General features: G+C 72.1%; 23 protein-coding genes. 12 read left to right on the top strand and 11 right to left on the bottom strand.

The window, feature by feature from the left end; genetic code table 11:
• Positions 1-3: 3 nt before the first annotated feature.
• A complete protein-coding gene (locus OG811_RS06710; protein ID WP_406072825.1) occupies positions 4-1596 on the bottom strand; it encodes an alpha/beta hydrolase in 1593 nt (530 codons plus the stop codon).
• Positions 1593-1889 carry a hypothetical protein gene (locus tag OG811_RS06705; protein WP_406072824.1) on the bottom strand — a complete coding sequence of 99 codons (297 nt, stop codon included), beginning with the start codon at positions 1887-1889 and terminating at the stop codon, positions 1593-1595. Before OG811_RS06705 ends, OG811_RS06710 begins: the two co-directional genes overlap by 4 nt.
• A 367-nt stretch (positions 1890-2256) precedes the next feature.
• Here OG811_RS06705 and OG811_RS06700 point away from each other — a divergent pair, with 367 nt between their 5' ends.
• From OG811_RS06700 to OG811_RS06680, 5 genes are all read left to right on the top strand, one after another.
• Complete coding sequence (locus tag OG811_RS06700; protein WP_406072823.1) at positions 2257-3726, top strand: NAD(P)H-hydrate dehydratase; 1470 nt, start codon at positions 2257-2259, stop codon at positions 3724-3726.
• Positions 3727-3816: 90 nt separating this feature from the next.
• The gene (gene alr, locus OG811_RS06695; protein ID WP_406072822.1) at positions 3817-4935 is read left to right on the top strand and encodes an alanine racemase; all 1119 of its coding nucleotides are present in this window, start codon (positions 3817-3819) and stop codon (positions 4933-4935) included.
• On the top strand, positions 4932-6032 hold the full coding sequence (locus tag OG811_RS06690) for an alpha/beta fold hydrolase (protein WP_406072821.1): 1101 nt from the start codon (positions 4932-4934) through the stop codon (positions 6030-6032). The genes alr and OG811_RS06690 overlap by 4 nt, the downstream gene beginning before the upstream one ends.
• Entirely contained in the window at positions 6029-6523 is a 495-nt protein-coding gene (gene tsaE, locus OG811_RS06685; protein WP_406072820.1) for a tRNA (adenosine(37)-N6)-threonylcarbamoyltransferase complex ATPase subunit type 1 TsaE, read from the top strand. The genes OG811_RS06690 and tsaE overlap by 4 nt, the downstream gene beginning before the upstream one ends.
• Positions 6523-7224: a uracil-DNA glycosylase gene (locus OG811_RS06680; RefSeq protein ID WP_406072819.1), complete on the top strand. Its 702-nt coding sequence runs from the start codon at positions 6523-6525 to the stop codon at positions 7222-7224. Before tsaE ends, OG811_RS06680 begins: the two co-directional genes overlap by 1 nt.
• A gap of 42 nt (positions 7225-7266) precedes the next feature.
• On the opposite strand, the gene OG811_RS06675 is transcribed toward OG811_RS06680, so the two are convergent.
• Positions 7267-7986 (bottom strand): helix-turn-helix domain-containing protein, encoded by a 720-nt coding sequence (locus OG811_RS06675; protein WP_406072818.1) that lies wholly within the window; start codon positions 7984-7986, stop codon positions 7267-7269.
• Positions 7987-8289: 303 nt separating this feature from the next.
• Here OG811_RS06675 and tsaB point away from each other — a divergent pair, with 303 nt between their 5' ends.
• The 4 genes from tsaB to OG811_RS06655 are packed head-to-tail and all read left to right on the top strand — an operon-like array spanning position 8290 to position 10754.
• Positions 8290-8967 carry a tRNA (adenosine(37)-N6)-threonylcarbamoyltransferase complex dimerization subunit type 1 TsaB gene (gene tsaB, locus OG811_RS06670; protein ID WP_406072817.1) on the top strand — a complete coding sequence of 226 codons (678 nt, stop codon included), beginning with the start codon at positions 8290-8292 and terminating at the stop codon, positions 8965-8967.
• Positions 8964-9446, top strand: coding sequence for a ribosomal protein S18-alanine N-acetyltransferase (rimI, locus tag OG811_RS06665; RefSeq protein WP_406072816.1), 483 nt, complete (start codon positions 8964-8966; stop codon positions 9444-9446). Before tsaB ends, rimI begins: the two co-directional genes overlap by 4 nt.
• Complete coding sequence (gene tsaD, locus OG811_RS06660; protein WP_406072815.1) at positions 9439-10485, top strand: tRNA (adenosine(37)-N6)-threonylcarbamoyltransferase complex transferase subunit TsaD; 1047 nt, start codon at positions 9439-9441, stop codon at positions 10483-10485. Before rimI ends, tsaD begins: the two co-directional genes overlap by 8 nt.
• A 14-nt stretch (positions 10486-10499) precedes the next feature.
• Positions 10500-10754: a hypothetical protein gene (locus OG811_RS06655; RefSeq protein ID WP_088987640.1), complete on the top strand. Its 255-nt coding sequence runs from the start codon at positions 10500-10502 to the stop codon at positions 10752-10754.
• 31 nt (positions 10755-10785) lie between these two features.
• Here OG811_RS06655 and OG811_RS06650 read toward each other — a convergent pair whose 3' ends face one another.
• The 7 genes from OG811_RS06650 to OG811_RS06620 form a co-directional block, all read right to left on the bottom strand.
• The gene (locus tag OG811_RS06650; protein ID WP_406072814.1) at positions 10786-11529 is read right to left on the bottom strand and encodes a DUF4142 domain-containing protein; all 744 of its coding nucleotides are present in this window, start codon (positions 11527-11529) and stop codon (positions 10786-10788) included.
• Positions 11530-11653: 124 nt separating this feature from the next.
• On the bottom strand, positions 11654-11953 hold the full coding sequence (locus tag OG811_RS06645) for a DUF1707 domain-containing protein (protein WP_406072813.1): 300 nt from the start codon (positions 11951-11953) through the stop codon (positions 11654-11656).
• A 19-nt stretch (positions 11954-11972) separates the two neighbouring features.
• Complete coding sequence (locus OG811_RS06640) at positions 11973-13154, bottom strand: ROK family protein (protein ID WP_406072812.1); 1182 nt, start codon at positions 13152-13154, stop codon at positions 11973-11975.
• Between the two features lie 22 nt (positions 13155-13176).
• Positions 13177-14439 (bottom strand): sugar ABC transporter permease, encoded by a 1263-nt coding sequence (locus OG811_RS06635; RefSeq protein WP_406072811.1) that lies wholly within the window; start codon positions 14437-14439, stop codon positions 13177-13179.
• Positions 14436-15254 carry an ATP-binding cassette domain-containing protein gene (locus OG811_RS06630; RefSeq protein WP_396785032.1) on the bottom strand — a complete coding sequence of 273 codons (819 nt, stop codon included), beginning with the start codon at positions 15252-15254 and terminating at the stop codon, positions 14436-14438. The genes OG811_RS06635 and OG811_RS06630 overlap by 4 nt, the downstream gene beginning before the upstream one ends.
• Before the next feature lie 115 nt (positions 15255-15369).
• The gene (locus OG811_RS06625) at positions 15370-16464 is read right to left on the bottom strand and encodes a sugar ABC transporter substrate-binding protein (protein WP_406072810.1); all 1095 of its coding nucleotides are present in this window, start codon (positions 16462-16464) and stop codon (positions 15370-15372) included.
• Positions 16465-16677: 213 nt separating this feature from the next.
• Complete coding sequence (locus tag OG811_RS06620; protein WP_406072809.1) at positions 16678-17874, bottom strand: THUMP-like domain-containing protein; 1197 nt, start codon at positions 17872-17874, stop codon at positions 16678-16680.
• A 258-nt stretch (positions 17875-18132) separates the two neighbouring features.
• Between OG811_RS06620 and groES the strand changes: the two genes are divergently transcribed.
• The 3 genes from groES (at position 18133) to OG811_RS06605 (ending at position 21936) form a co-directional block, all read left to right on the top strand.
• Entirely contained in the window at positions 18133-18447 is a 315-nt protein-coding gene (groES, locus tag OG811_RS06615; protein WP_130404589.1) for a co-chaperone GroES, read from the top strand.
• A 70-nt stretch (positions 18448-18517) separates the two neighbouring features.
• Positions 18518-20152: a chaperonin GroEL gene (gene groL, locus OG811_RS06610; RefSeq protein WP_406072808.1), complete on the top strand. Its 1635-nt coding sequence runs from the start codon at positions 18518-18520 to the stop codon at positions 20150-20152.
• A gap of 125 nt (positions 20153-20277) precedes the next feature.
• Positions 20278-21936 carry a molybdopterin-dependent oxidoreductase gene (locus tag OG811_RS06605; RefSeq protein ID WP_406072807.1) on the top strand — a complete coding sequence of 553 codons (1659 nt, stop codon included), beginning with the start codon at positions 20278-20280 and terminating at the stop codon, positions 21934-21936.
• A 245-nt stretch (positions 21937-22181) separates the two neighbouring features.
• Here the strand turns inward: OG811_RS06605 and OG811_RS06600 are convergent, their stop codons facing one another.
• Positions 22182-22736, bottom strand: coding sequence for a hypothetical protein (locus OG811_RS06600; protein WP_406072806.1), 555 nt, complete (start codon positions 22734-22736; stop codon positions 22182-22184).
• Positions 22737-23053: the final 317 nt, after the last annotated feature.

The following is a 23053-nucleotide window of genomic DNA, read 5'->3' as shown; positions in this document are numbered from 1 at the left end:
CCTTCAGCCGCCCAGCACGACCCGGGCCATCCCGTCCAGCGCGGGGTTGCCCGGGTCCCAGTAACCGGTGTGCCCGCCTCGCCCACTGCCGAAGACCCGACCGCCGAAGCCGGGATCGGACGGGTCGTGACCGAACCACAGCTCATGTCCGGTCTGGTCGGGCCAGCCCAGCACGGCGGCCAGCGGAGCCGCACCCAGTAAGGCCCGTCGGCCCAGCTCGTTCACTGGAAGGGCTGCCCGGATGACGTCGTCGGGGGCGCTGCTTGCCCAGATCTCGTCGGGTGGCACGCCCAACTCGGCGGCGTGCGACGCGCCGACCCCGGGCGAGCCGACGAAGACCAGCGCGTCGGCGGCCAGCCCGTGCTCCCGGGCGGCCACACCCACCACCAGCGACCCGTAGCTGTGCCCGAGCACGGTCTGTCGGGCTGGTGGCCCGTCGTGGCTGACCCGCAGCCCCTCCTGGAAGCGGTGCAGCGCCGGGCCGGCGTCCCGCGCCTGGCCGGCCGAAGCGGCCTCGGTCAGGAAATCCGGAGCGTCGTAGTCCAACCAGAGCACCGCCGCGCTGCGCTCACCCGGGGCGAGCGCGGCGCACCGGTCCAGCACTCGCGCCGCCCTGCCCAGCTCGCCAGGGGCGTCATCCAGGCCGGCGGTCATCCCCGGCACGTAGGTCAGCACCCGGTCGGCATGGTCCGGGTCGCCGAGCGCCATCACCACCCGGCCCTCACCGGCCGGATCCAGCCCGAGCAGGTACGCCCGCGGCGCCCCCGCGGTCGCCAGTCGCCCGGTCAGCGCGTCCAGGCCGGCCAGTCGTCCGGCCACCCCGCGGAGCCGGACCGACGCGAGCGGCCCTGGCGGCACCCGGGCCAGCAACCGTCGCCGCTCAGCCAGCAACTCGTCGCGCCAGACCCCGAGCCGTAGCCGGTTGGCCTGGTCCCGGGCGGCCACCGGCACCCCGTCCAACCGGCCGACCAGGGCGGGCTCGCGCCCGATCAGCCACCGTCGCTGCGCCGGTGTCAACCCGGACCACCAGGCGCGGACCAGCGTCGGCGCGGCACCCGGGGCGGGCCGGCCGGGCGGTGGCGGGGACGCCCAGCCGGAGCCGGCGGCCCGGGCCAGCTCATCCAATCGGTCGGCGGCGACCCGATCCGCTGCCCCTGCCCCGTCGAGCGCGTCCCGCAGGGTCGCCGCCACCCGGGCCGCCGCCACGTCGGCCCGCTCGGTGGGCTGGAACCGGGCGGGATCGACGTGCACCCCGCCCGAGCGGTCCACCACCAGGCCGGCCGCGTCCGCCTGGGCGACCGCTGCGGCGAGCCGCGCCTTCGCCACCGTCAGCCGGTCGGCCAACTCGGCCAGCACCTGATCGATCTCGATCAGCGCGGGCGCGACCGAGGTCAACTCGTCACGCAGATCGGCGAGCCGGGCGTCCGCCGCCGTGGCTGCCGCACCGGACCAACCGCCCCGCAACCGCCCGGCGGCCGTACGCAGCTCGCCGGCGCGTCGGTCGGTCGGCCCGGTCAACCCGGCCCAGGCTGCCCCGGTGGCCCGCCACCCGCCCGGATCCGCTGCCCACAGCCGCCGGTAGCCGACGGTGCTCACCTGGGCAGGGCGGCGAACCGGTCGGCGGCCCGATCGTCCACCGTCTCGTACGCCTCGGCCGCCGCCCGGACCCCACCGGAGGTCGCCGCGACTTGGCCACCCAGCCGGCAGAACCAGGTGTGCGCGGCTGCCTCCAGCCCCGCCAGGGCCGCACCAGCTCGCCATTCGGGCGCCGCCACCAGCAGCCCGGGCACCCCCGCGAGGCCCAGCGCCAGCCGGTGCGCCTCGTCGTCGAGCAGCACAGCGACGGCCCGCAACTCCTCCGGCCGGACGGCGAACAGCTCATCGGTCATGACCACACCCCCGTGGACGATCGGCATCGACGCGCTGACGCTAGGCGCGCACCGCAGGCGCCGGAGTGCCCTGTGGACAGCCGCCGTGGGCCGTGCCGCGGCCTGTCCACAGGCGTTGCCCACCGCCGGCCCGACGGCTAATCTGCGGCCTCGACCGCCGGTAGGGTGGTGTGGTGGTCCTCGCCGGAGTCGCTCGCCGCCCGCGTCTCCGGCACCGTCGCGGCGGCGGCCGACGCGCGTGGGGTCAATCACCGGCATCTTCGTTGTCGCACGACGGGGGGATCGCGTCGGCGATGGTGGTCGCGCAACGATGACGTCGGCCGGGCGGGAGATTCGGGCCCACCCGCGAACGGAGGGGCACGGTGGCATGAGATCGGTGTGGCGGGTGGCCGACGTACGGGCGGCCGAGGCAGGGCTGATGGGCACACTGCCGGAGGGGACGCTCATGCAGCGGGCCGCCGCCGGGCTGGCTCGGCGGGCCGCGCTGCTGCTCGCCGAGCGGGGCGGGGTCTACGGCGGCCGGGTGCTGCTGCTGGTCGGCTCCGGCGACAACGGCGGCGACGCGTTGTACGCGGGGGAGCGGCTGGCTCGCCGGGGTGTCCAGGTGTCCGCTCTGCTCCTCACCCCCGGGCGGGCGCACGCTGCGGGGCTGACCGCGCTGCGAGCTGTTGGCGGCCAGCTGGTGCCGCGACCGACCGGCCCGGTCGACCTGGTCCTCGACGGCATCATCGGCATCGGCGGCACCGGCGGGCTGCGGGCGAGCGCGGACGAGGTGGTCCAGGGCCTCGGCACGCTGCGTGGGCGTGACGGCGAGCGTGCCACCGTGCTGGCGGTGGATGTGCCGAGCGGGGTCGCGGTGGACACCGGCCACGTGCCGCTGGCCTCGTCCGGGCGGCCGACCGCGGTTCGCGCCGACGTGACGGTGGCGTTCGGCGCGCTGAAGCCGGCACTGGTGGTCGGGCCGGCCGCCGCCCTGGCCGGGCAGGTGGAGCTGGTCGACATCGGGCTGCGGCCGTGGCTGCGGGGCACCCCGGCGCTACAGGTCACCGAGTGGTCCGACCTGAACGACTGGTGGCCGAAGTTGGGCCCGGCATCGGAGAAGTACAGCCGGGGCGTGGTGGGCGTGGCGACCGGCTCGGCGACTTACCCGGGTGCCGCGGTGCTCTCGGTGGGCGGCGCTCTGGCCGGACCGACCGGCCTGGTCCGCTACGCCGGCAGCGCCCGAGCCGAGGTGCTGCACCAGCACCCCTCGGTGATCACCAGTGAGCGGGTCGCCGACGCGGGCCGGGTGCAGGCCTGGGTCTGCGGCTCCGGGCTGGGCACCGGCGGGGACGCGGCGGCTGAGCTGCGCGCCGTGCTGGCCGCCCCGGTGCCGGTGGTGCTCGACGCTGACGCGCTGACCCTGCTGGTGGACGGCTCGCTCGCCGACCGGCTGCGCGGTCGGGACGCGCCGATCGTGGTCACCCCGCACGACCGGGAGTTCACGCGACTCTGCGGGGAGGAGCCCGGCGCCGACCGGGTCGGCGCCGCGCTGCGGCTGGCCGCCTGGATGAACGCGGTGGTGCTGCTCAAGGGGGACCGCACGGTGATCGGCACGCCGGACGGTCGGGCGTACGTCAACCCGACCGGCACTCCGGTGCTGGCCACCGGCGGCACCGGCGATGTGCTGGCCGGGCTGCTCGGCTCGCTGCTGGCGGCCGGGGTGCCCGCCGATCGGGCTGCGGCCTCGGCTGCGTACCTGCATGGGCTCGCCGGCCGGGAGGCGGCCCGGGGTGGGCCGGTGACCGCGCCCGACGTGGCGACCGCCCTGCGTCCGGTCATCGCCCGACTGGGTTGATCAGGCTGGTTCGAGCGGGACGTCCGGATCGGTGGTCGGGGACGTGGCGTCGCCGCCCGCGCTGATCACAGCGGAAAGTAGGCTGGGTGCATGTGGCAGGCCGAGGTACGCGTCGATCTTGACGCAATCCGCGAGAACGTGAGCCGACTCCGCTCCGGCACCACCGCCGAGCTGATGGCGGTGGTGAAGGCCGACGGGTACGGCCATGGCATGGTCCCGGCCGCCCGCGCGGCGCTCGACGCCGGGGCGGACTGGCTCGGCGTCTGCACCCTCGACGAGGCGCTCACCCTGCGTCGGGCCGGGGTGACCGTGCCGGTGCTGGCCTGGCTGCTCGCGCCCGGGCTGCCGCTGCACGAGGGGGTCAGCGCCGGGGTGGACCTGGGCGCGGCCAGCCTGCCGCAGCTGGACGAGATGGTCGAGGCAAGCCGGCTCGCCGGGCGCCCCGCCCGCCTGCACCTGAAGATCGACACCGGGCTGTCCCGGGGCGGGGCGACCGTCGCCGACTGGCCGGCGCTGCTGGACGCCGCCGCCAAGGCGCAGGCCGACGGCCTGGTCGAGGTGGTCGGCGTGTGGAGCCACTTCGTGTACGCGGACATCCCCGGTCACCCCACGACCGACCGTCAGCTGGCCGTCTTCCACGAAGGGCTGTCCATGGTCGAGCGGGCCGGGCTGCGGCCGCGCTGGCGGCACCTCGCCAACTCGGCGGCCACCCTGACCCGCCCGGACACCCATTTCGACCTGGTCCGCCCCGGCCTGGCCATCTACGGTCTCTCCCCGGTGGCCGGTGAGACGTACGGGCTGCGGCCGGCGATGACCGCGCGCGCCCGGGTGATGCTCACCAAGCGGGTGCCCGCCGGCACCGGCGTCTCCTACGGGCACATCTACACGACGGAAGCCGACGCGAACCTGGCGTTGGTGCCGCTCGGGTACGCCGACGGGGTTTCCCGGCACGCCTCCAACACCGGCCCGGTGCAGCTCGGTGGCGTACGGCGGACGATCTCGGGGCGGGTCTGCATGGATCAGTTCGTGATCGACTGCGGCGACGACCCGGTGGCGGACGGCGATGTGGCGACGCTCTTCGGTAGCGGCGTCGACGGCGAGCCGACGGCCGATGACTGGGCCGAGGCGGTCGGCACGATCAACTACGAGATCGTCACCCGGTTCGGCAGCACGCGCGTGCCCAGGGTGTATGACGGCGAGCGGCCGTGAGCTATCGCATTCCGCGTCCGCGGACCGCGGTGGGCCGGGTCGCGGGGATCGTCGCCGCGGTCGGGGTGGCCGCGGCCGGCCTGGCGGCCGGCGTCGCGACCGAGCGCACCCTGGTCCGCCGCCTCAAGGCCGACCCGGCCGATCGCTACGCGCACGAGGAGTTCGGCGAGCAGCGGTACGACGAGGCGTTCCGTCTTGAGCTGCCGGACGGCACGGACATCCACGTCGAGGTGGTCGAGCCGACCAGTCCGGTGCCGGGGCACCCGACGGTCGTGCTGGTGCACGGCTTCTGCCTGGACATGGGGACGTTCCACTTCCAGCGCCAGATGCTCGCCGCGCGCGGTGACTACCGGGTCGTGGCGTACGACCAGCCCGGTCACGGCCGGTCCGGTCGGCTGGAGACCGGAGAGTACGACCTGGCGGTGCTCGGCCGGACGCTGCGCCAGGTGATCGACCGAACCGCCCCGGAGGGGCCGCTGGTGCTGGTCGGCCATTCGATGGGCGGTATGACCATCATGGCGTTCGCCGAGCTGTTCCCGGAGTTGTTCGGTGACCGGGTGGTGGGCACGGTGCTGATGGCCACGTCGGGCGGGCTCGTCGCGGAGACCAAGCTGGTCGCGCCCGCGCTGCTTGGTCGGGTCGGTGGCCCGGTGCTGTACATGGTCAGCAACGCCACCCGGTACGGCGGGCCGGTGATCGACAGGGCCCGCAAGTCGACGTCGAACGTGGCCTGGCTGCTGACCCGCAGGTATGGGTTCGGCACCCGCAAGCCCAGCCCGAGGCTCGTGTCCTTTGTGGAGACGATGAACTCCCGGACGTCGGCCGACACGGTGACCCGCTATCTGCGGACCCTGGCCACCCATTCGCGCTTCCCGGCTCTCGCGGCGTTGGCCGCGACGCCGGTGCTGGTGGTGGTCGGCGACAAAGACATGATCACCCCGGTGACCCACTCCGAGGAGATCGTCCGGCGGCTGCCGCACGCGGAGTTCGTCAAGATCAAGGACAGCGGCCACGTGGTGATGCTGGAGCACGCTGACGAGGTCAATGCCGCGCTCGCGCGGTTCCTCGAGTCACTCGGGAAGCCGGAGGAACGGTGAGTCACGTCGTCAAGCTGCCGACCATCGAGGACACTCGGGAGTTCGGCCGCCGCCTGGCCGGGCTGCTGCGAGCCGGCGACCTGGTGCTGCTTACCGGCCCGCTGGGCGCCGGTAAGACCGCGCTCACCCAGGGCGTCGGCGCCGGGCTCGGTGTCCTCGGGGACATCACCTCGCCGACGTTCGTGATCGCCCGGGTGCACCGCCCCGATCCGGCCCGGGGCGGTCGGGTGGCCCTGGTGCACGCCGACGCGTACCGGTTGGGCGACGCCGTCGATCCCCGTGCCGAGATCGACGACCTGGACCTCGACGCATCCGTGGACGAGTCGGTGACCGTGGTGGAGTGGGGTGCGGGCCTGGTGGAGCAGTTGGTGGACGCGCACCTGCGGGTCCGCATCGACCGCCTCGACGACGACACCCGTATTGTCGAGCTGGACCCGATCGGTGGCGACTGGGCCCGGCGGCTCGCCAACCTGGCTGTGAAAGGTTCCTGATGCCCGACGACGCTCCCGCCCTGGATCTGTTGGCCCTGCTGCCGGAGCAGTGGCGTGTCGTGCTCACCCCGCACCTGGATGCGGCGCGCACCGGCGCGCTGGCCGAATTCGTCGCTCGGGAATACGCGACGCAGACCGTCTTCCCGCCCCTGGAGGACCTGTTCTCGGCGTACCGGCTCTGCTCACCGCAGGGCACTCGGGTGCTGATCCTCGGGCAGGACCCTTACCATCGGGCCGGGCAGGCGCACGGGCTGAGCTTCAGCGTCCGCGACGGTGTGACGGTGCCGCCGTCGTTGCGCAACGTCTTCAAGGAGTTGGGCGAGGACGTGGGCGTCCCCAAGCCGCGCAGCGGCAACCTCGACGGTTGGGCCGCCCAGGGTGTGCTGCTGCTCAACGCGGTGCTGACCGTCCGTCAGGCGACCCCGGGCTCGCACGCCAACGCCGGCTGGGAAGAGTTCACCGACGCGACCATCCGGGCATTGGACGCGTCTCCGGACCGGGTGGTCTTTCTGCTCTGGGGTGGTTACGCCCGCAAGAAGGCCGCCCTGGTCACCAACCCGCAGCACGTGGTGCTGGAGGCCGGCCACCCCAGCCCGATGAACCCGCGTGGCTTCCTCGGCAGCCGCCCGTTCAGCGCGGCCAACAAGGCGCTCGCCGACGCCGGCCTGCCGACCATCGACTGGGAGTGCACCGCCGGCTGAGCTTGCCGTCGACGACCTGCTGCTGGCTCAGCCACTGCTGGCTCAGCCACTGCTGGCTCGGCCTCCGCTGGTTAGCTGCCGTTTCCGGTAGCGGCGTAAAAGCTCGCCGGCGCGCGGCTCGGTCAGCTCCAGCTCGACCAGCGGCACCACCCGGTAACCCCGCCCACCGTGACGTACCTCGATCGTCTCCGGCAGTGCGTCGCACATCGTGGCCCTGATCTCGCCGTACCGGGTCGACCAACGGTGCTCGCCCGGCTCCTCGGGCTCCAACCACAGCCCGCCGAACTCACCCCAGCGGGCGTTCCACCGCTGGCCGCAGGCCGCCTCCAGCCAGCGGGTGAACCGCTTCGAGTCCTGCCAACGTACGGCGATCTCGAGTGCCTCGACGGGCACCGGCGCGCCCTGCAACAACGCCGCCGTGCTCCCGGTGATCACCTGCGGGAAGTCGGCGAGCTGGTCCAGCACCCGATCCAGGCCCAGCGCGTCGATCCGCTCGTCGATCGGCCGGGCGGCCAGGTCGTCGATCCGCGCGTCGAGGTGCGCGTCGAGGGGTTCAACCCCGACGGTCAGCTGGAGGTCCATGGCGACGAACAGCCGCTCCAGCACCGGGATGCTCGGTGCACGTTCGCCGCGTTCGATGCGGGCCACCGCTGCCTGGCTGACGTCAGCCAGCGTGGCCAACTGACGTTGGCTCAGCTCGCGCAGGTGTCGTTGTTGACGCACGGCGGTGCCCAGAAGGGTGACAAGGCGAGTCGACGACATCCCGGCATGGTGGACCAGGCCGCGAGGCCCGCGATACCTCTGCGGCATATTGACGACTCGCCGCCGTTTGAACCGAGGATCGCCCCGGTGGGCGAACGGCCGACGAGCGGCAGGACTTGTCCCAATGAGCGTGATGCCTGTCAGTCATCTTTATGACTCACCGGCATCACGCTCATTGAGGAATGCGCTGCCCGCTGCCCGCCGGCTCGTCGAGCGGGCCGGCGGGCGTTGGGTGGGGGTGTGACTGAGCGGCGGGGCGGGGCGTGACCGCAGGCGTTTGTGGGGCGGCTAGGCTGGCTTACCGTGCTCGTACTCGTGGTGGACAGCTCGACCCCCGCGGTGACCGCGGCGCTGGTGGAGGTCTCGGCGGACGGTGTGGTGTCCCGGGCGCACCGGTGCACGGTCGACGCCCGGGCGCACGGCGAACTACTCGCGCCCCAGGTGGATGCGGTCCTCGCCGACGCCGACGCGCGCCCGCGTGACCTGGCCGCCATCGTCGCCGGGCTCGGCCCCGGGCCGTTCACCGGGCTGCGGGTCGGCCTGGTCACCGCCGCGACGATGGGCCAGGTGCTCGGCATCCCCACGTACGGAGTCTGCTCGCTGGATGCCATCGGTTACCCGGCGGCGTCCGGCGATCCGGTGCTGGCCGCCAGCGACGCCCGGCGCAAGGAGCTCTACTGGGCCGTCTATGACGGCGCCGGCCAGCGGATCGTCGGGCCGGAGGTGTCCACGCCGGTGGTGGCCGCGGCGCGTGCCCGGGAGTTGGGCGTGACGATAGCGGTCGGCGACGGGGCGCACCGGTACGCCGAGACCCTGGATCTGCCCGTGCGGGTAGAGCCGCGATACCCGGACGCCACCGTGCTGGCGCTGCTCGCCGCCGAGCGGATCCGGGCGGGCGCGTCCAGTGAGCGGCTCACCCCGCTCTACCTGCGCCGCCCGGACGCGGTGGCGGCGATCAGCCGCAAACCGGTCCTGCCATGACGGCGGTACGGCTCGCCCCGTTCCGCTGGTGGCACATCGACGACGTGCTGCTGATCGAGGCGGACCTCTTCGGCGCCGAGCAGTGGTCGCCGGGCATGTTCTGGAACGAGTTGGCCAACGGGCACCACTACCGGGTCGCCGTGGACGCGGACGGTTCGGTGCTCGGATACGCCGGGCTCGCCGGTGCTCCGCCGGACGAGGTGTGGGTGCAGAACATCGCCGTCCGCCGGGACGCCCAGCGGCGCGGCGTAGGCCGTGCCCTGCTGGAGAATCTGCTCGCCGAGGCGGCCCGGCGCGACGCCCGCAGCACCCTGCTGGAGGTCGCCATGGACAACGCCGCCGCTCAGCGGCTCTACGCGACGTACGGTTTCGAGCCGATCGGGGTGCGGCGCGGCTACTACCAACCGAGCAACACTGACGCGCTGGTGATGCGGCGCGACGCCGAGCCGACCGGGGACGGACCACACGACCATGGCTGACGAACCGCTGATCCTGGGTATCGAGACCTCCTGCGACGAGACTGGCGTCGGCATCGTGCGGGGGCACACCCTGCTGGCCGACGCGCTCGCCTCCAGCGTCGAGGAGCACGCCCGGTTCGGGGGTGTGGTGCCCGAGGTGGCCAGCCGGGCACACCTGGAGGCCATCGTGCCGACCATGGACCGGGCGCTCACCGAGGCCGGCGTCACGCTGGCCGACATCGACGCGATCGCGGTCACCGCCGGGCCTGGTCTGGCCGGCGCGTTGCTGGTCGGCGTCGCCGCCGCCAAGGGGTACGCGCTCGCCGCCGAGAAGCCGGTGTACGGCGTCAACCACCTCGCCGCCCACGTTGCGGTGGACACGCTTGAGCATGGGCCTCTGCCCGAACCCGCCATCGCGCTCCTGGTGTCCGGCGGCCACTCCTCGCTGCTGCTCGTCGATGACCTCGCCCGGGGTGTCACCCCGCTGGGCGCCACCATCGACGACGCGGCCGGCGAGGCGTTCGACAAGGTCGCCCGACTGCTCGGGCTGCCGTTTCCGGGCGGTCCGCCCATCGACCGGGAGGCCCGGGCCGGCGACGTCGCGGCGATTGCCTTTCCACGCGGTCTGACCGCCGCGAAGGATCTCGCCGCCCACCGGTACGACTTTTCGTTCTCCGGGCTGAAGACGGCGGTGGCCCGGTGGGTCGAGGCGCGTCAGCGTGCCGGCGAGCCGGTGCCGGTGGCCGACGTGGCCGCGTCCTTCCAGGAGGCGGTCTGTGACGTCCTGACCAGCAAGGCGCTCGCCGCCTGCCGCGCGAACGGGATCGAAACCCTGGTGATCGGCGGGGGAGTGGCGGCGAACTCACGGCTGCGGGTGCTGGCCGAGCAGCGGGCCCAGAAGTACGGCATCCAGGTCCGGGTGCCCCGGCCGAAGCTGTGTACCGACAACGGCGCCATGGTGGCCGCGCTCGGGTCGCACCTGGTCGCCGCAGGGGTCGCGCCGAGCCGACTGGACCTGCCGGCCGATTCGGCATTGCCGTTGACCACGGTCAGCGTGTGACGGGAGCGGCGGACATGATCGTGCGGATGTGGGAGGCGCGCGCCGAGGCGTACGGTGTGGCGGATCTGATCACCTGGGTGTGCGACACCGCCCTGCCCGAGTTGGAACATGACCCGCTGTACGTCTCCAGCGAGGTCTTCTCCTCCACCGACCACCGCGTGGTGGTCATCTCCAAGTGGCGTAGCAACCCGCGTCCGCTGCCTGATCCGCCTGCCCTGCTGGTGGCCCGCGCGCCGCACTCCTGGGACTTCACCCAGGTCGACCGCTGACGCGAGCCACCAACGAGGCCACCGCCGATGATCAGTTCCGGCGCAGCATCCGGTAGGTGGCGATTCCGCCGGTGCCCAGCGCGGCGAGGAAGACCAGCCAGACGACGGTGCTGCTGACCCCGACCTGCGGGCCGGTGTTGGCAGCGGCGGCGGCCAGCAGCCCGTCGTCACCGGGGGCGGGCAGCGCGGCCGGCGGCAGCTCCGGCCAGCGGACCAACCCGGTGCTCTCCAGCATCTGCATGTGGTGCAGGACAAAGCCGTTGGCGTCGTCGCAGAGCTTACGGACGGTGGCGTCCCGGGTGCTGGCCCGCACCGCGCCGATCACCGGGAAGATCTTGCCGTGGGCCACCCGGAGCCGGGTGACGAAGATCTGGTCGAACCGGGCGCCGGAGGCCTTCTGCATCTCCGCCAGCCAGCCCTTCTGCTCGGCGGTCGGCTCGCTCGGGATGCTCGCGCCCAGCTTGTTGGCCGCGTCCACGACGAGCTGGTCGAGCTTCTGGTGCTCGCTGGCGATGCCGGCGCCGATCTCCCGGACCTTGGCCGACTGCCCCTTCTCGGCGGCCATCTGGCCGGCTGGCATCTCCCACAGCCCGGCCAGGCGCACCCCGTTGAGCAGCGTCATGTCGGCGGCGTTGAGCTGCTGGCCACCGCCAGCGGGCGCGGCGACGGCCACACCGGGCAGGACACCGACCGCCGCGACGATCGCGATGAGCAGCATCGTCGCCCGGTGGGTCCGGTTGCCCAGCCAGCGACGGGCGGATCTGAGCGGTGCCATGTCTGTGGTGCCTCCTCGGTCCGGACCGAAACGCGTCTGGACCGGGCAGCCATACTCTGCTGGCTGCCCGTCCGCCCACTGGTACGGACCGATCGCGCGATCAGTTCATCAAGGGCGACCTGGATCAGTTTCGGGTGACGGCGAGAAAGGCGCCGAGCAGCAGCAGGGTGAACGCGGCGGCGGCGAAAAGCATCAGCAACTCTCGACGCCCGTGCCCGACGGGGTCGCTGCCGACGGCCGGATCGGGCAGGGTCGGCAGGTCGCGGGTCAGCGCAGCCAGGTCACCGAGGGTGCGCGCTGTCCACACTGCACCCGCCCGGTCGGAGAACTCGTCCAGGGTCAGCCGGCCCGCCGCGGTGTGCCGGTGCAGCTCGGCGACCACCCGGTTGCGGTCGTCGTCGGAGGCGCGCAGCTCGACATCCACGCCGGACAGCGTACGCGGATCAGCCCACGTCGAGGGGGTCGGCGAGGAGTCGTTCGAAGGCCAACTCGGCAGCCCCGACCAGAGGGGCGTCCTCGCCCAGTTTCGGCGTACGCAGTCGGACGTGTTCCAGGCAGGCGCCGAGCGCGTTGGAGTTGAGCCGGCTGCGGACCTGGGCCGCCGAAGCGAGATAGAGGTCGCGCATGGTGCCGCCGAAGATGACCATCTCGGGGTTGAAGACGTTCACCAGGTTGGCCACCCCGAAGCCGAGCCAGTCGCCGGCCTGGCGGACCGCCGTCTGGGCCCGCGCGTCACCCCGGTCGGCGGCATCGAAGACGGCCAGCAGCGCGTCTCGGCCCCGGGCGTCGGAGCGTCCGGCAGCCCGGAGCAGACCGTGCTCGCCGATCTCGGTCTCCCAGCAGCCCCGGGAGCCGCACTCACAGGGCTTGCCGTCGCGGACCACCTTCATGTGGCCGACCTCGCCGCCGTACCCACCGTGCCCGGTCAGCCGGCGTCCACCGGCGATGATGCCGGCACCCACTCCGACGTCGCCGTACAGGTAGAGGACGTTGTCGCAGCCCGCGGCCACACCCCGTGCGTGCTCGGCGAACGCGGCCACGTCGGCCACGTTGCCCACGGTGATCGGCACGCCGATGCCCAACTCGTCGGCGAGGGTCGCGCCGATCGGCTCATCCACCCAGCCGGTGGTCGGGCCGAGCCGGACCAGGCCGTCGTCGCGGCGGACCATGCCGCAGACCGCGACGCCGGCACCGACGCAGATCGCGTCGGGCGGCACCATCTGCTGCATCTCCTTGACCGCGCCGGCCAACAGTGGCGCGGCCTCCGCGGCCAACAGTCCGCGCGGTCGGTCCAGATCCCGGCGGTCCAGGACCGCCCCGCCCAACCCGATCCGGGCGGCGCGCAGCCGGTCCACCTCTACCGAGTACGCGTACGCGTAGACCCGGGCCGACTCGGGCCGGACGACAAGTGATGGTCGCCCGGCCCGGCCGGTTTCCTTCGGCGCTCCCTCGCTGACCAGTCCCACTGCGGACAGGTCGGCGGTGAGCGCACCGATGGTGCTGCGGTTGAGGCCCAGCGTGGTGGTCAGTTCGGCGCGCGTGGTCGCCCCGTGGACGTGCACGTGCCTCAGCAGGGCCCCGAGGTTCTGCCGTCGGACGTCATCCTGGCTCGGTCCTGGGCGCATGGTGGTGCTACCTCCCGCGCGGTCAGCGGGTGCCGGTTGCTGCCGCGCGGCGGCGGGAGAGCGCGTCGACGCTGGCGGCGAGCAGCAGCACGACGCCGGTGACCACGTACTTGACTCCCGCGCTGTACCCCATCAGGCCCATTCCATTTTCGATGACCGCGACCACCGCGCCGCCGAGCACGGCGTCGAGGACGCGGCCCTTGCCGCCGAAGAGGCTGGTGCCGCCGATCACGGCTGCACCGACTGCGTAGAGCAGTACGTTACTGCCCCCGGTGTTCGGGTCGACCGAGTTGGCTCGGCTGGCCGCCACGATGCCACCGATGGCCGCCATGGACGAGCAGATCATGAAGACCGAGATTCGGATCCGGTCGACCTCGATGCCGGCCCGGCGGGCCGCTTCCCGGTTGCCGCCCACCGCGTAGATGTGCCGGCCGTAGCTGGTGCGTTGGAGCACGAAGGTCCAGACGATGAGCAGTACCGCGATGACCGGCACCACGATCGGCACACCCTTGAGCGAGACGATCAGTACGTTGCGGCTGCGCTCCAGGTTGAGGACGTACACGGCGGTGCCGAGGATGACGGCGAGTCCGGCGATCCGCAGCGCCACCACCGCGATCGGGTCGGTGAGCAGGCCGCGGGCCACCCGGTTGCGGTGGCGCAGCAGTTGCACCGCCGCGTAGCCGACCACCGCGAGGGCGGTCAGCGCCCAGCCCAGGGTCGGGGTGAGGTTGCGGTTGGCGATGGCGACCAGCACCTCGTCGCGGACGGAGATGTTGGTGCCCTCCTTAACCAGCAACAGCACGATGCCCTGGAAGGCGAGGAAGCCGGCGAGGGTGACCACGAAGGACGGAATGCCGATCTTGGCGACGAGCATGCCGAGGGTGGTGCCGATGACCAGGCCGGTGGCGACCGCGGCGAGCACGGCGACCCACCAGGGGTAGCCGAGCACGGTGACCACATTGGCCAGCACCGCCGCGCAGACGCCGCTGGCGAAGCCGGCGGAGAGGTCGATCTCGCCGAGCAGCAGCACGAAGACGAGACCCATCGCGATCAGCGTGACCGCTGCGCCCTGCGTGAAGAGGTTGGCGAAGTTGCCGGCCGACAGGAACGACGATGGCCGCATGACCGCGAAGACGGTGCAGAGCACGACCAAACCGAGTACGGCCGGCAGCGCCCCGACGTCGCCACCGCGTACCCGACTCAGGTAGTTGCGGGCGTGGCTCCCGACGGTCGGCGGCGGTGTGACGGCTGCGGGGCCGTCCTTCCGCACGGCGGTGGTGGTCATCGGACGCCTCCTGAAATCGAGTCGGCCGGCTGCGGGCCGTCGCCGTTGCTGCCCGGGTCGGTGGCGAGGCCGAGCCCGCCCGAGCGCCCGGCGGTGATCAGTTCGACCACCTGGGCGTGGGTGATGTCGGTGGTCTTCACCTGGGCGACCATCTGGCCGAGGTACAGCGCGGCGATCCGGTCGGAGACGGCGAAGACGTCGTTCATGTTGTGCGAGATGAGCACCACGGCCAGGCCGTTGTCGGCGAGCCGGCGAACCAGTTCGAGCACCTGGGCGGTCTGTGCCACGCCGAGCGCCGCGGTCGGCTCGTCCAGGATGACCAGCTTGCTGTTCCACAGCACCGCCTTGGCGATGGCCACGGTCTGGCGCTGACCGCCGGAGAGGCTGGACACGTGCTGGCGGAGTGAGGTGACGGTGCGGATGGAGAGCCCCGCCAGTGTCTCGGCGGCGAGCTGTTCCATGGTCGGCTCGTCCAGGACGATGCCGCTGCGCTTCTCCCTGCCGAGGAACATGTTCTGCACGATGTCCAGGTTGTCGCAGAGCGCAAGGTCCTGGTAGACGACCTCGATGCCGAGCGCGGCGGCGTCGCGGGGGCTGCCGATGTGTACCGGTTCACCGTTGAACAGGAACTCTCCGGCGTCGGTGGGGTGGATGCCGCTGATGCACTTCACCAGGGTCGACTTGCCGGCGCCGTTGTCGCCGACAAGTGCGGTCACTTCTCCCGGGTGGACGGTCAGGGCGACGTCGCGGAGCACCTGGACGGGACCGAAGCTCTTGTCGATCCCGCGTAGTTCCAGCAGGGGGGTCGCGGACACGGGGGTCTCCTTCTCAAGGGAGGGTCGGGGCCCGTCCGGCGGGCGCCGCCCGGCACGGGAGGGGTGCTCCCGTGCCGGGCGGCGATGGTCGTCGCGGCGGGTACTACGGCGTCGGTCAGCTGATGCCGGCTTCGCCGCAGAGCTTGGCGTACGCCCCGGCGCAGACCTCTTCCTTGGTCACGTAGCCGTCGGCGATGACGTCCTTGATGGTGTCCTTGTAGATGGCCTTCGGGGTGAGCAGCACCGAGGGCACGTCGCGGCCACCCTCGGGGTCCTTCACCGTCTGGCCGGTGTCCTTCTTCTCGCCCTTGGCGAGTGCGATGGCCAGGTCGGAGGCCGCCTTGGCCTCTTCCCGGACCGCCTTGTAGACGGTCATGCACTGGTCACCGGCGAGGATGTTCTGCAGGCCCTCGGTGCTGGCGTCCTGCCCGGTCACCGGCACCTTGCCGTTGAGCTTGTTCTTCTTCAGGATCGAGATGGCCGCGTTGCCGAGACCGTCGTTGGCGGCCAGCACGCCGTCGATCTTGCCGTTGGCCTTGGTGAGCTGCTGCTCGAAGATCGTCGCGGCCTGCGTGTTGTCCCAGGCCGGCACGGCGTCCTCGGGGCCCTTGACGTACTCCTTGGCGTCGAACTTCGGCTTGAGCACGGAGTCGTAGCCGGCCTTGAACAGGGTGGCGTTGTTGTCGGTGGGGGAGCCGTTCAGGTACGCCACGACGGGGTTCTTGGCGCCCTTCTCGGTCAGGCACTTCGACAGGCCCTCGCCCTGGAGCTTGCCGACGGTCTCGTTGTCGAAGCTCACGTAGTACTGGGCGGAGCCGCCGAGGGTGAGCCGGTCGTAGTCGATGGTGGCGACGCCCTGCGACTTGGCCTTGTCGAGCACGGCCTTTCCGGTGCCGGAGTCCAGGTTGACGATCATCAGGGCGGTGACGCCACCGGTGATCATCTGGTCGGCGATGGTCTGGAAGGCGGACTTGTCGTTCTGGGCGTTCTGGATGTCGTACTTGACGCCGGCGGCCTTGAACGCCTCCTCCAGGAAGCGACGGTCCGCGGTCTCCCAACGGGCGGAGGACTTGCTGTCCGGAAGGATCACGCCGATCTTGGGGGTCTTGGCGGAGTCGGCCGAGCCGGAGCCGGAGTCGTCGCTACAGGCGGTCAAGCCACCGGTCGCGAGCAGGCCCACGGCGGCGATGGTGAGGATCCCCTTACGCATGTGCAGGGTCCTTTCGGGGTGGGGGAGGTGTTGTTTTGTTGTGTCCGGCAACGTATTGCGCCTCGCGCCGAGTCCACAAGACTGTGCAGGTGCCAAGTTTGTTGGGAGCGATAACAATTCAGCAACGCGACTGTTACTCCCCGGCCACGCAGGAGGAATCGGCCGTAATGAAAGCCGTCAGCGGGTCTGCAGCGACTTGAACACGCGCTCCGGCTAGTCGACCGGTCGGCCGACGAGCACCGTCGGCGCTCCGCCAACCCGGGTGAGCACCAGGCTCGCCGCCGCGTCGCCGGCCAGCCGCAGGTCCCGGCGGAGCTGCTCCGGGGTGAGCGCGGAACCACGCTTGAGGATCTCCACCCGGCCCACCCGACGGTCCCGCAGCAGCGTCCGCAGGCGCTTGAGCGAGAACGGCAGCACGTCGGTGATCTCCAGGCAGCGCGCGTACGGGGTGCGGGTCGGGTGATCGGCGTACAGGTACGCGATGCTCGGGTCGCCGAGGGTCGCGTCCAGGTCGGTGGCCAGTTCGGCGACGAGGTGCGCGCGGACGACCGCCGGGTCCGGGTCGTACAGGTATCGGCGGGGTGGCCCGACCGGTGCCTCGTGGGCACCCGAGCCGGTGAGCTGGTGGCGGTGCACCTCGGCACCCACCTGGCGGTAGAGCGTGGCGCGGCGGGGCGCCCCCGCCAGCTCGCCGCACCAGAGCGCGGCCTCGACCAGGTCGCCGTCCACGCCGACCCACTCCGCCTCCGCGCCGGCCGGAATGAGCGCGTGGTCCAGGCCCGGCGCCACCTTCACCACGGTGCGCGGCACCCGCTCGGCCAGGCCGGTGACGAAATCCCACGGTGGCGAGTAGGCGCGCGGGTCGAAGATCCGGCGCCCCGTGCCGGTCGTGCGGCGGGCCGGGTCGCAGAAGACCCCGTCGACCCGGGAGACGTCGAACGCGGTGGCGTCGCCGCACTCGACCGTGAACAGCTCGGCCAGCCCGGCCGCCGCGGCGTTGGCGGCGGCCATCGCGGCGGTCACCGGGTCGGCCTCCACCCCGTACACCCGGATGCCGGCGCGGGCGGCGGCCAGCGCGTCGGCCCCGAGGCCGCACCCGAGGTCGGCCAGGGTGCGCACGCCGGCCGCGTGCAGCCGCGCGGCCCGACGGTCGGCGACCACCCGGCGGGTGGCCTGCTCCAGGCCAGGGCGAGTGAGGAACATCCCAGCGGCGGCCGGGCCGAACTTGCCGACCGCCCGGTGGCGCAGCTCGGCCTGGGTGAGTGCCGCCGCGGCCAGCGTCGGCGGCACCCCGCCCGCGCGCAGCGCCGACGCCGCTGCCAGCGGATCGCCGCCGGCCAGCCCGGCCGCCGCCGTGAGCGCGGCCGACCCCTCGGGGGTACGCAGCGCCGCCAGCTGATCGAGATCCACCCGGTCATTGTCCGGGTCGACCCGAAAATCAAGGCTGGCGGGGCGCGACGCGCTGGCACTCTCCTTGACGGAGTGCTAGCCACGGAATAACCTGCGATTAGCACTCTCACCCTGAGGGTGCCAGCTTCCGGGTCTCGCGACCCGGGTGCGCACGCCAGGCGGACCGGCACCCGCGACGACGGCCCCGCCCGGTGGCATGAGGCAATTGACGCTGGTCGGCCCCGCCGGCCAGCAACGAAACCAGTACCCCAGGAGGGTATGCCCGTGACTACCGCGACCAAGGTTGCGATCAAGCCGCTCGAGGACCGCATCGTGGTCCAGGCGAACGAGGCTGAGACCACCACGGCGTCGGGCATCGTGATCCCCGACACCGCCAAGGAGAAGCCGCAGGAGGGCACTGTCCTCGCTGTGGGCCCGGGCCGCGTCGACGACAACGGCAACCGCGTTCCGGTTGACGTCAAGGTCGGCGACACCGTCCTTTACTCGAAGTACGGCGGCACCGAGGTCAAGTACGCCGGCGAGGAGTACCTGGTGCTCTCCGCCCGCGACGTCCTCGCGGTCATCGAGAAGTAAGCAACCGATCAGTGACATTGCCCCGGTCCGGCTCGCCGGGCCGGGGCAATGGCGCTTCGAAGGGACATATATGGCGAAGATTCTGAGCTTCTCGGACGACGCCCGACACCTGCTGGAGCACGGTGTCAACGCCCTCGCGGACACGGTCAAGGTCACCCTCGGCCCGCGCGGGCGCAACGTCGTCCTGGACAAGAAATTCGGTGCGCCGACGATCACCAACGATGGTGTGACCATCGCCAAGGAGATCGAGCTCACCAACCCGTACGAGAACCTTGGCGCGCAGCTGGTCAAGGAGGTGGCGACCAAGACCAACGACGTCGCCGGCGACGGGACCACCACCGCGACCGTGCTGGCCCAGGCGATGGTTCGCGAGGGTCTGCGCAACGTGACCGCCGGGACCAACCCGGCCGGCCTCAAGCGGGGCATCGACGCGGCGGCCATGAAGGTCTCCGAGGCGCTGCTCGGCCGTGCCGCAGAGGTCACCAGCAAGGAGTCGATCGCGAACGTGGCGACGATCTCCGCGCAGGACGCCACGATCGGCGATCTGATCGCCGAGGCGATGGAGCGGGTCGGCCGCGACGGTGTCATCACCGTCGAGGAAGGCTCGACGCTCACCACCGAGCTGGAAGTGACCGAGGGTCTCCAGTTCGACAAGGGCTTCATCTCGCCGAACTTCGTCACCGACCTGGAGGGTCAGGAGTCCGTCCTTGAGGACGCGTACATCCTGGTCACCACCCAGAAGATCTCGGCGATCGAGGAGCTGCTGCCGCTGCTGGAGAAGGTCCTGCAGAACAGCAAGCCCCTGCTGATCATCGCCGAGGACGTGGACGGCCAGGCGCTCTCCACCCTGGTGGTCAACTCGCTGCGCAAGACCCTCAAGGTCTGCGCGGTCAAGGCCCCGGGCTTCGGTGACCGGCGCAAGGCGATGCTCCAGGACATCGCGATCTCCACGGGCGCCGAGCTGGTCGCCCCGGAGCTGGGCTACAAGATCGACCAGGTCGGCCTGGAGGTGCTCGGCACCGCTCGGCGCGTCGTGGTCGACAAGGAGAACACCACGATCGTCGACGGCGGCGGCCAGAAGGCCGACGTCGACGACCGGGTGTCCCAGATCCGCAAGGAGATCGAGGCCTCCGACTCCGACTGGGACCGGGAGAAGCTGGCCGAGCGGCTGGCGAAGCTCTCCGGTGGCATCGCCGTCATCAAGGCTGGTGCGGCCACCGAGGTCGAGATGAAGGAACGCAAGCACCGCATCGAGGACGCCATCGCGGCGACCAAGGCTGCGGTCGAGGAGGGCACCGTGCCCGGCGGCGGCGCCGCCCTGGTGCAGATCCGCTCGGTCCTCGACGACGACCTGGGCTTCACCGGTGACGAGAAGGTCGGCGTCTCGGTCGTGCGCAAGGCGCTCGTCGAGCCGCTGCGCTGGATCGCGCAGAACGCCGGTCACGACGGCTACGTCGTAACCCAGAAGGTCGCCGACCTGGAGTGGGGCAACGGCCTCGACGCTGCCAAGGGCGAGTACGTCGACCTGGTCAAGGCCGGCATCATCGACCCGGTGAAGGTGACCCGCAACGCGGTCACCAACGCCGCCTCGATCGCGGGTCTCCTGCTCACCACGGAAAGCCTCGTGGTGGAGAAGCCGGAGCAGGCCGAACCGGCCGCCGCCGGCGGCCACGGCCACGGCCACCAGCACGGCCCGGGCTTCTGATCCGGTAGCGACACCCGTTCCGGGGCACACCGTCGTACGGCGGGGTGCCCCGGCTCGTTTGGCCGATCATTACCGGACGCTGACGTTGTTGGCGACCGAGCGAGATGATCGCGCACACTGGGCCGATGAGCACCACGTCGCGGCGCTACGCCGCGCTGGCCGGAGTGACCGCCGCCGCCGTCGCGATCGGGATCGCCGAACCGGTGGCAGTGCTGACCGGCCCCCGGTCGGCGCCCCTGGTCGCGGTCGGCGGGGTGGTCGTCGACGCCGTCCCCGAGTCGTTGAAGCAGTTCGCCATCGACGTCTTCGGCACCGCCGACAAGATCGCTCTGCTGGTTGGCACGGCCCTGCTGCTCGGAGCGTTCGCCGCGCTGTTCGGCGTGCTGGCGGTCCGCCGGCTGGCACTCGGCCTGGCCGGCATCGCCGCGTTCGGCGCGATCGGCGTGGCCGCCGCACTGACCCGTCCCGGCGCGGACGCCGCCGACGCACTGCCGTCGCTGGTCGGCGGCGGTCTCGGTGCCCTGGTGCTCTGGCTGTTCATCGCCGGACCGTTCGAGCTGGACCCCTGGCCCTGGTCACCACCCCTGCCGGCCGCGCCCACCGCCGCGTCGGTGTCGCCCGCCGGCCCGATGCCAGAGTCGCCGGCCGAGCCGCTCACCCCGGCTGAGCCGCCGGGGGCGGGCACGATCGAGCCGGCCGGGTCTGCGGCAGTCGACCCGGAGTCGCGGCGGAGGTTCCTCACCGGCAGCGGGGTGCTGCTGGGCACTGCCGTGGTGGCCGGTCTCGGTGGGCGATGGCTCGCCGGGCGGCGCGGGGTCTCCGCCGCCCGGGACGCGATCCGGCTGCCCGCGCCGGTCGCCCCCGCGCCGGCCGTGCCGGCGGGCGCGGACCTCTCGCTGACACAGCTCGCGCCCTACGTCAGCTCGAACTTCGGGTTCTACCGGATCGACACCGCGCTGGTGGTGCCCCAGGTGGACCCGGACACCTGGCGGCTGCGGATCCACGGGCGGGTCGGCACCGAGCGCACCTACAGCTACGCGGACCTGCTGGCTCGGCCGCTGGTCGAGCGTTACGTCACGCTGGCCTGCGTCTCCAACGAGGTGGGTGGGGACCTGATCGGCAACGCCCGCTGGCTCGGCGTACCCCTGCGGGAACTGCTGGACGAGGTCGAGCCGGACGAGGACGCCGACCAGGTCGTCGGCCGGTCGGTCGACGGCTGGACCTGCGGCACTCCCACCGCCGCGCTGCGCGACGGGCGGGACGCGCTGCTGGCGGTCGGCATGAACGGCGAGCCGTTGCCGGTCGAGCACGGCTTCCCGGTCCGGATGGTGGTGCCCGGCCTCTACGGCTACGTGTCGGCCTGCAAGTGGGTGACCGAGCTGGAGCTGACCCGGTTCGCCGACTTCGACGCGTACTGGGTGCCGCGCGGCTGGTCCGCCCAGGGGCCGATCAAGACGCAGTCGCGGATCGACACACCCCGGGGGCGCAACCGGCTGACCACCGGGCCGGTGACCGTCGCTGGCGTGGCCTGGGCGCAGCACCGGGGCATCCGCCGGGTCGAGGTACGCGTCGACGGCGGCGAGTGGCAGCAGGCAGAGCTGGCCCCGACCGTGTCGGTGGACACCTGGGTGCAGTGGTCCTGGCGCTGGGACGCCACGCCGGGCGAGCACCAGCTCCAGGTTCGGGCGACAGACGCGACCGGCGAAACCCAGACCGAGCGTACGCAGGGCGTCGTCCCGGACGGCGCCACCGGCTGGCACACGGTCACCGTCACCGTTCGCTGACCCACCGAGCCGGACGGCCTCTGCTGCCGGGGATCCCCCGCCCACTGCGTGGGGCAGCGCCGGTCGTCCGGCTGAGCGGCGGTACGCCGGCTGTGGAGATCTTGGACAGTTTCCGTGCGCGGGTGACGGAAACTGTCCAAGATCTCCACGGGTCTGCGGCCTATGGACGAAACGTCGCTGGCCGGCACCCCCGGGGTGGGGGGTGCCGGCCAGCGGTCGGTGTCGTGCGGTGGTGTTGCGGTGGGTCAGCTGTTCCAGTGCTGGGCGACGAGGTCGGCGGCCTGCTGCTCCCACTGGGCGTAGGCGTCGGGGTAGGCGGAGACCTGGACGGTCTGTGCGGCCTTGGTCAGGGGCATGTCCTGCCACCCGTCGACCTGCTTCAGGCCCTTGAGGAACGCGGTGGTGGAGTACTCGGGGTTGGTGATCTGCTCCGGGGTACCCCAACCACTGGACGGGCGCTGCTGGAACAGGCCCAGCGAGTCGTGGTCGTTGCGGTCGCCGAGGTGGCCCAGGTTCTCCAGCTTCGACTCCTGGAAACTCGTGGCGATGGAGATGACCGCGGCCCGTTCGGGCAGGCCGGCCTTCTTCGTGGCGGCGATGATCGCCTTGACGTTCGCGATCTGCTCGTCGTTGAGCGGGATGCGGGACTGCTCGCCCTGCGGCTTGGCCGTCTGCACGGCGACGGCGGCGGGCTTGGCGTCGACCGGGTTGGCGTGGGCGGCGATCGGGCCGGCGAAGACACCACCGGCGAACGCGAGACCAGCAACGGACAGCATGCTCTTACGGATGATCGTGTTCATGAGGATTTAGCTCCTTCGGGGGTAAGGACACCCGTTTACCGATGGGGGTCGGTGGTGTGCGGGTGTGAGCACCTCGTCCGGCGCCGCATGTACAAGGGGGGGGAAAGGGTCTGCGGGGTGGGCGCCTACGGTGGCTCGGCGTCCGGGGGTCGGCGACCTACGAGCGGAGAGCTCGTGGCGCCGGGGTCAGGTGTAACGACCGGGGGGCCGGGGTCATTCCGGGGGCGGCCCATCCAACGGCACCCTCGTGGAGGCGGTGGCCGGGTGGTCGTTCGCGGGGACTGCAACGACCGGGCGGGGCCCAGCATTCCAACTCG

It is taken from the genome of Micromonospora sp. NBC_01638 (assembly GCF_045209745.1).
Classification (GTDB): domain Bacteria; phylum Actinomycetota; class Actinomycetes; order Mycobacteriales; family Micromonosporaceae; genus Micromonospora.
Note: the sequence above shows the minus strand (reverse complement) of the source record. Positions and strands in the feature narration are given on the sequence as shown.

Coding starts and splice junctions, on each gene's coding strand:
- groL (WP_406072808.1), top strand. CDS start 18,518: ATGGCGAAGATTCTGAGCTTCTCGGACGACGCCCGACACCTGCTGGAG.
- OG811_RS06700 (WP_406072823.1), top strand. CDS start 2,257: ATGAGATCGGTGTGGCGGGTGGCCGACGTACGGGCGGCCGAGGCAGGG.
- OG811_RS06625 (WP_406072810.1), bottom strand. CDS start 16,464: ATGCGTAAGGGGATCCTCACCATCGCCGCCGTGGGCCTGCTCGCGACC.
- alr (WP_406072822.1), top strand. CDS start 3,817: ATGTGGCAGGCCGAGGTACGCGTCGATCTTGACGCAATCCGCGAGAAC.
- OG811_RS06705 (WP_406072824.1), bottom strand. CDS start 1,889: ATGACCGATGAGCTGTTCGCCGTCCGGCCGGAGGAGTTGCGGGCCGTC.
- OG811_RS06635 (WP_406072811.1), bottom strand. CDS start 14,439: ATGACCACCACCGCCGTGCGGAAGGACGGCCCCGCAGCCGTCACACCG.
- OG811_RS06675 (WP_406072818.1), bottom strand. CDS start 7,986: ATGTCGTCGACTCGCCTTGTCACCCTTCTGGGCACCGCCGTGCGTCAA.
- OG811_RS06655 (WP_088987640.1), top strand. CDS start 10,500: ATGATCGTGCGGATGTGGGAGGCGCGCGCCGAGGCGTACGGTGTGGCG.
- OG811_RS06605 (WP_406072807.1), top strand. CDS start 20,278: ATGAGCACCACGTCGCGGCGCTACGCCGCGCTGGCCGGAGTGACCGCC.
- OG811_RS06640 (WP_406072812.1), bottom strand. CDS start 13,154: ATGCGCCCAGGACCGAGCCAGGATGACGTCCGACGGCAGAACCTCGGG.
- tsaD (WP_406072815.1), top strand. CDS start 9,439: ATGGCTGACGAACCGCTGATCCTGGGTATCGAGACCTCCTGCGACGAG.
- rimI (WP_406072816.1), top strand. CDS start 8,964: ATGACGGCGGTACGGCTCGCCCCGTTCCGCTGGTGGCACATCGACGAC.
- OG811_RS06650 (WP_406072814.1), bottom strand. CDS start 11,529: ATGGCACCGCTCAGATCCGCCCGTCGCTGGCTGGGCAACCGGACCCAC.
- OG811_RS06680 (WP_406072819.1), top strand. CDS start 6,523: ATGCCCGACGACGCTCCCGCCCTGGATCTGTTGGCCCTGCTGCCGGAG.
- groES (WP_130404589.1), top strand. CDS start 18,133: ATGCCCGTGACTACCGCGACCAAGGTTGCGATCAAGCCGCTCGAGGAC.
- OG811_RS06600 (WP_406072806.1), bottom strand. CDS start 22,736: ATGAACACGATCATCCGTAAGAGCATGCTGTCCGTTGCTGGTCTCGCG.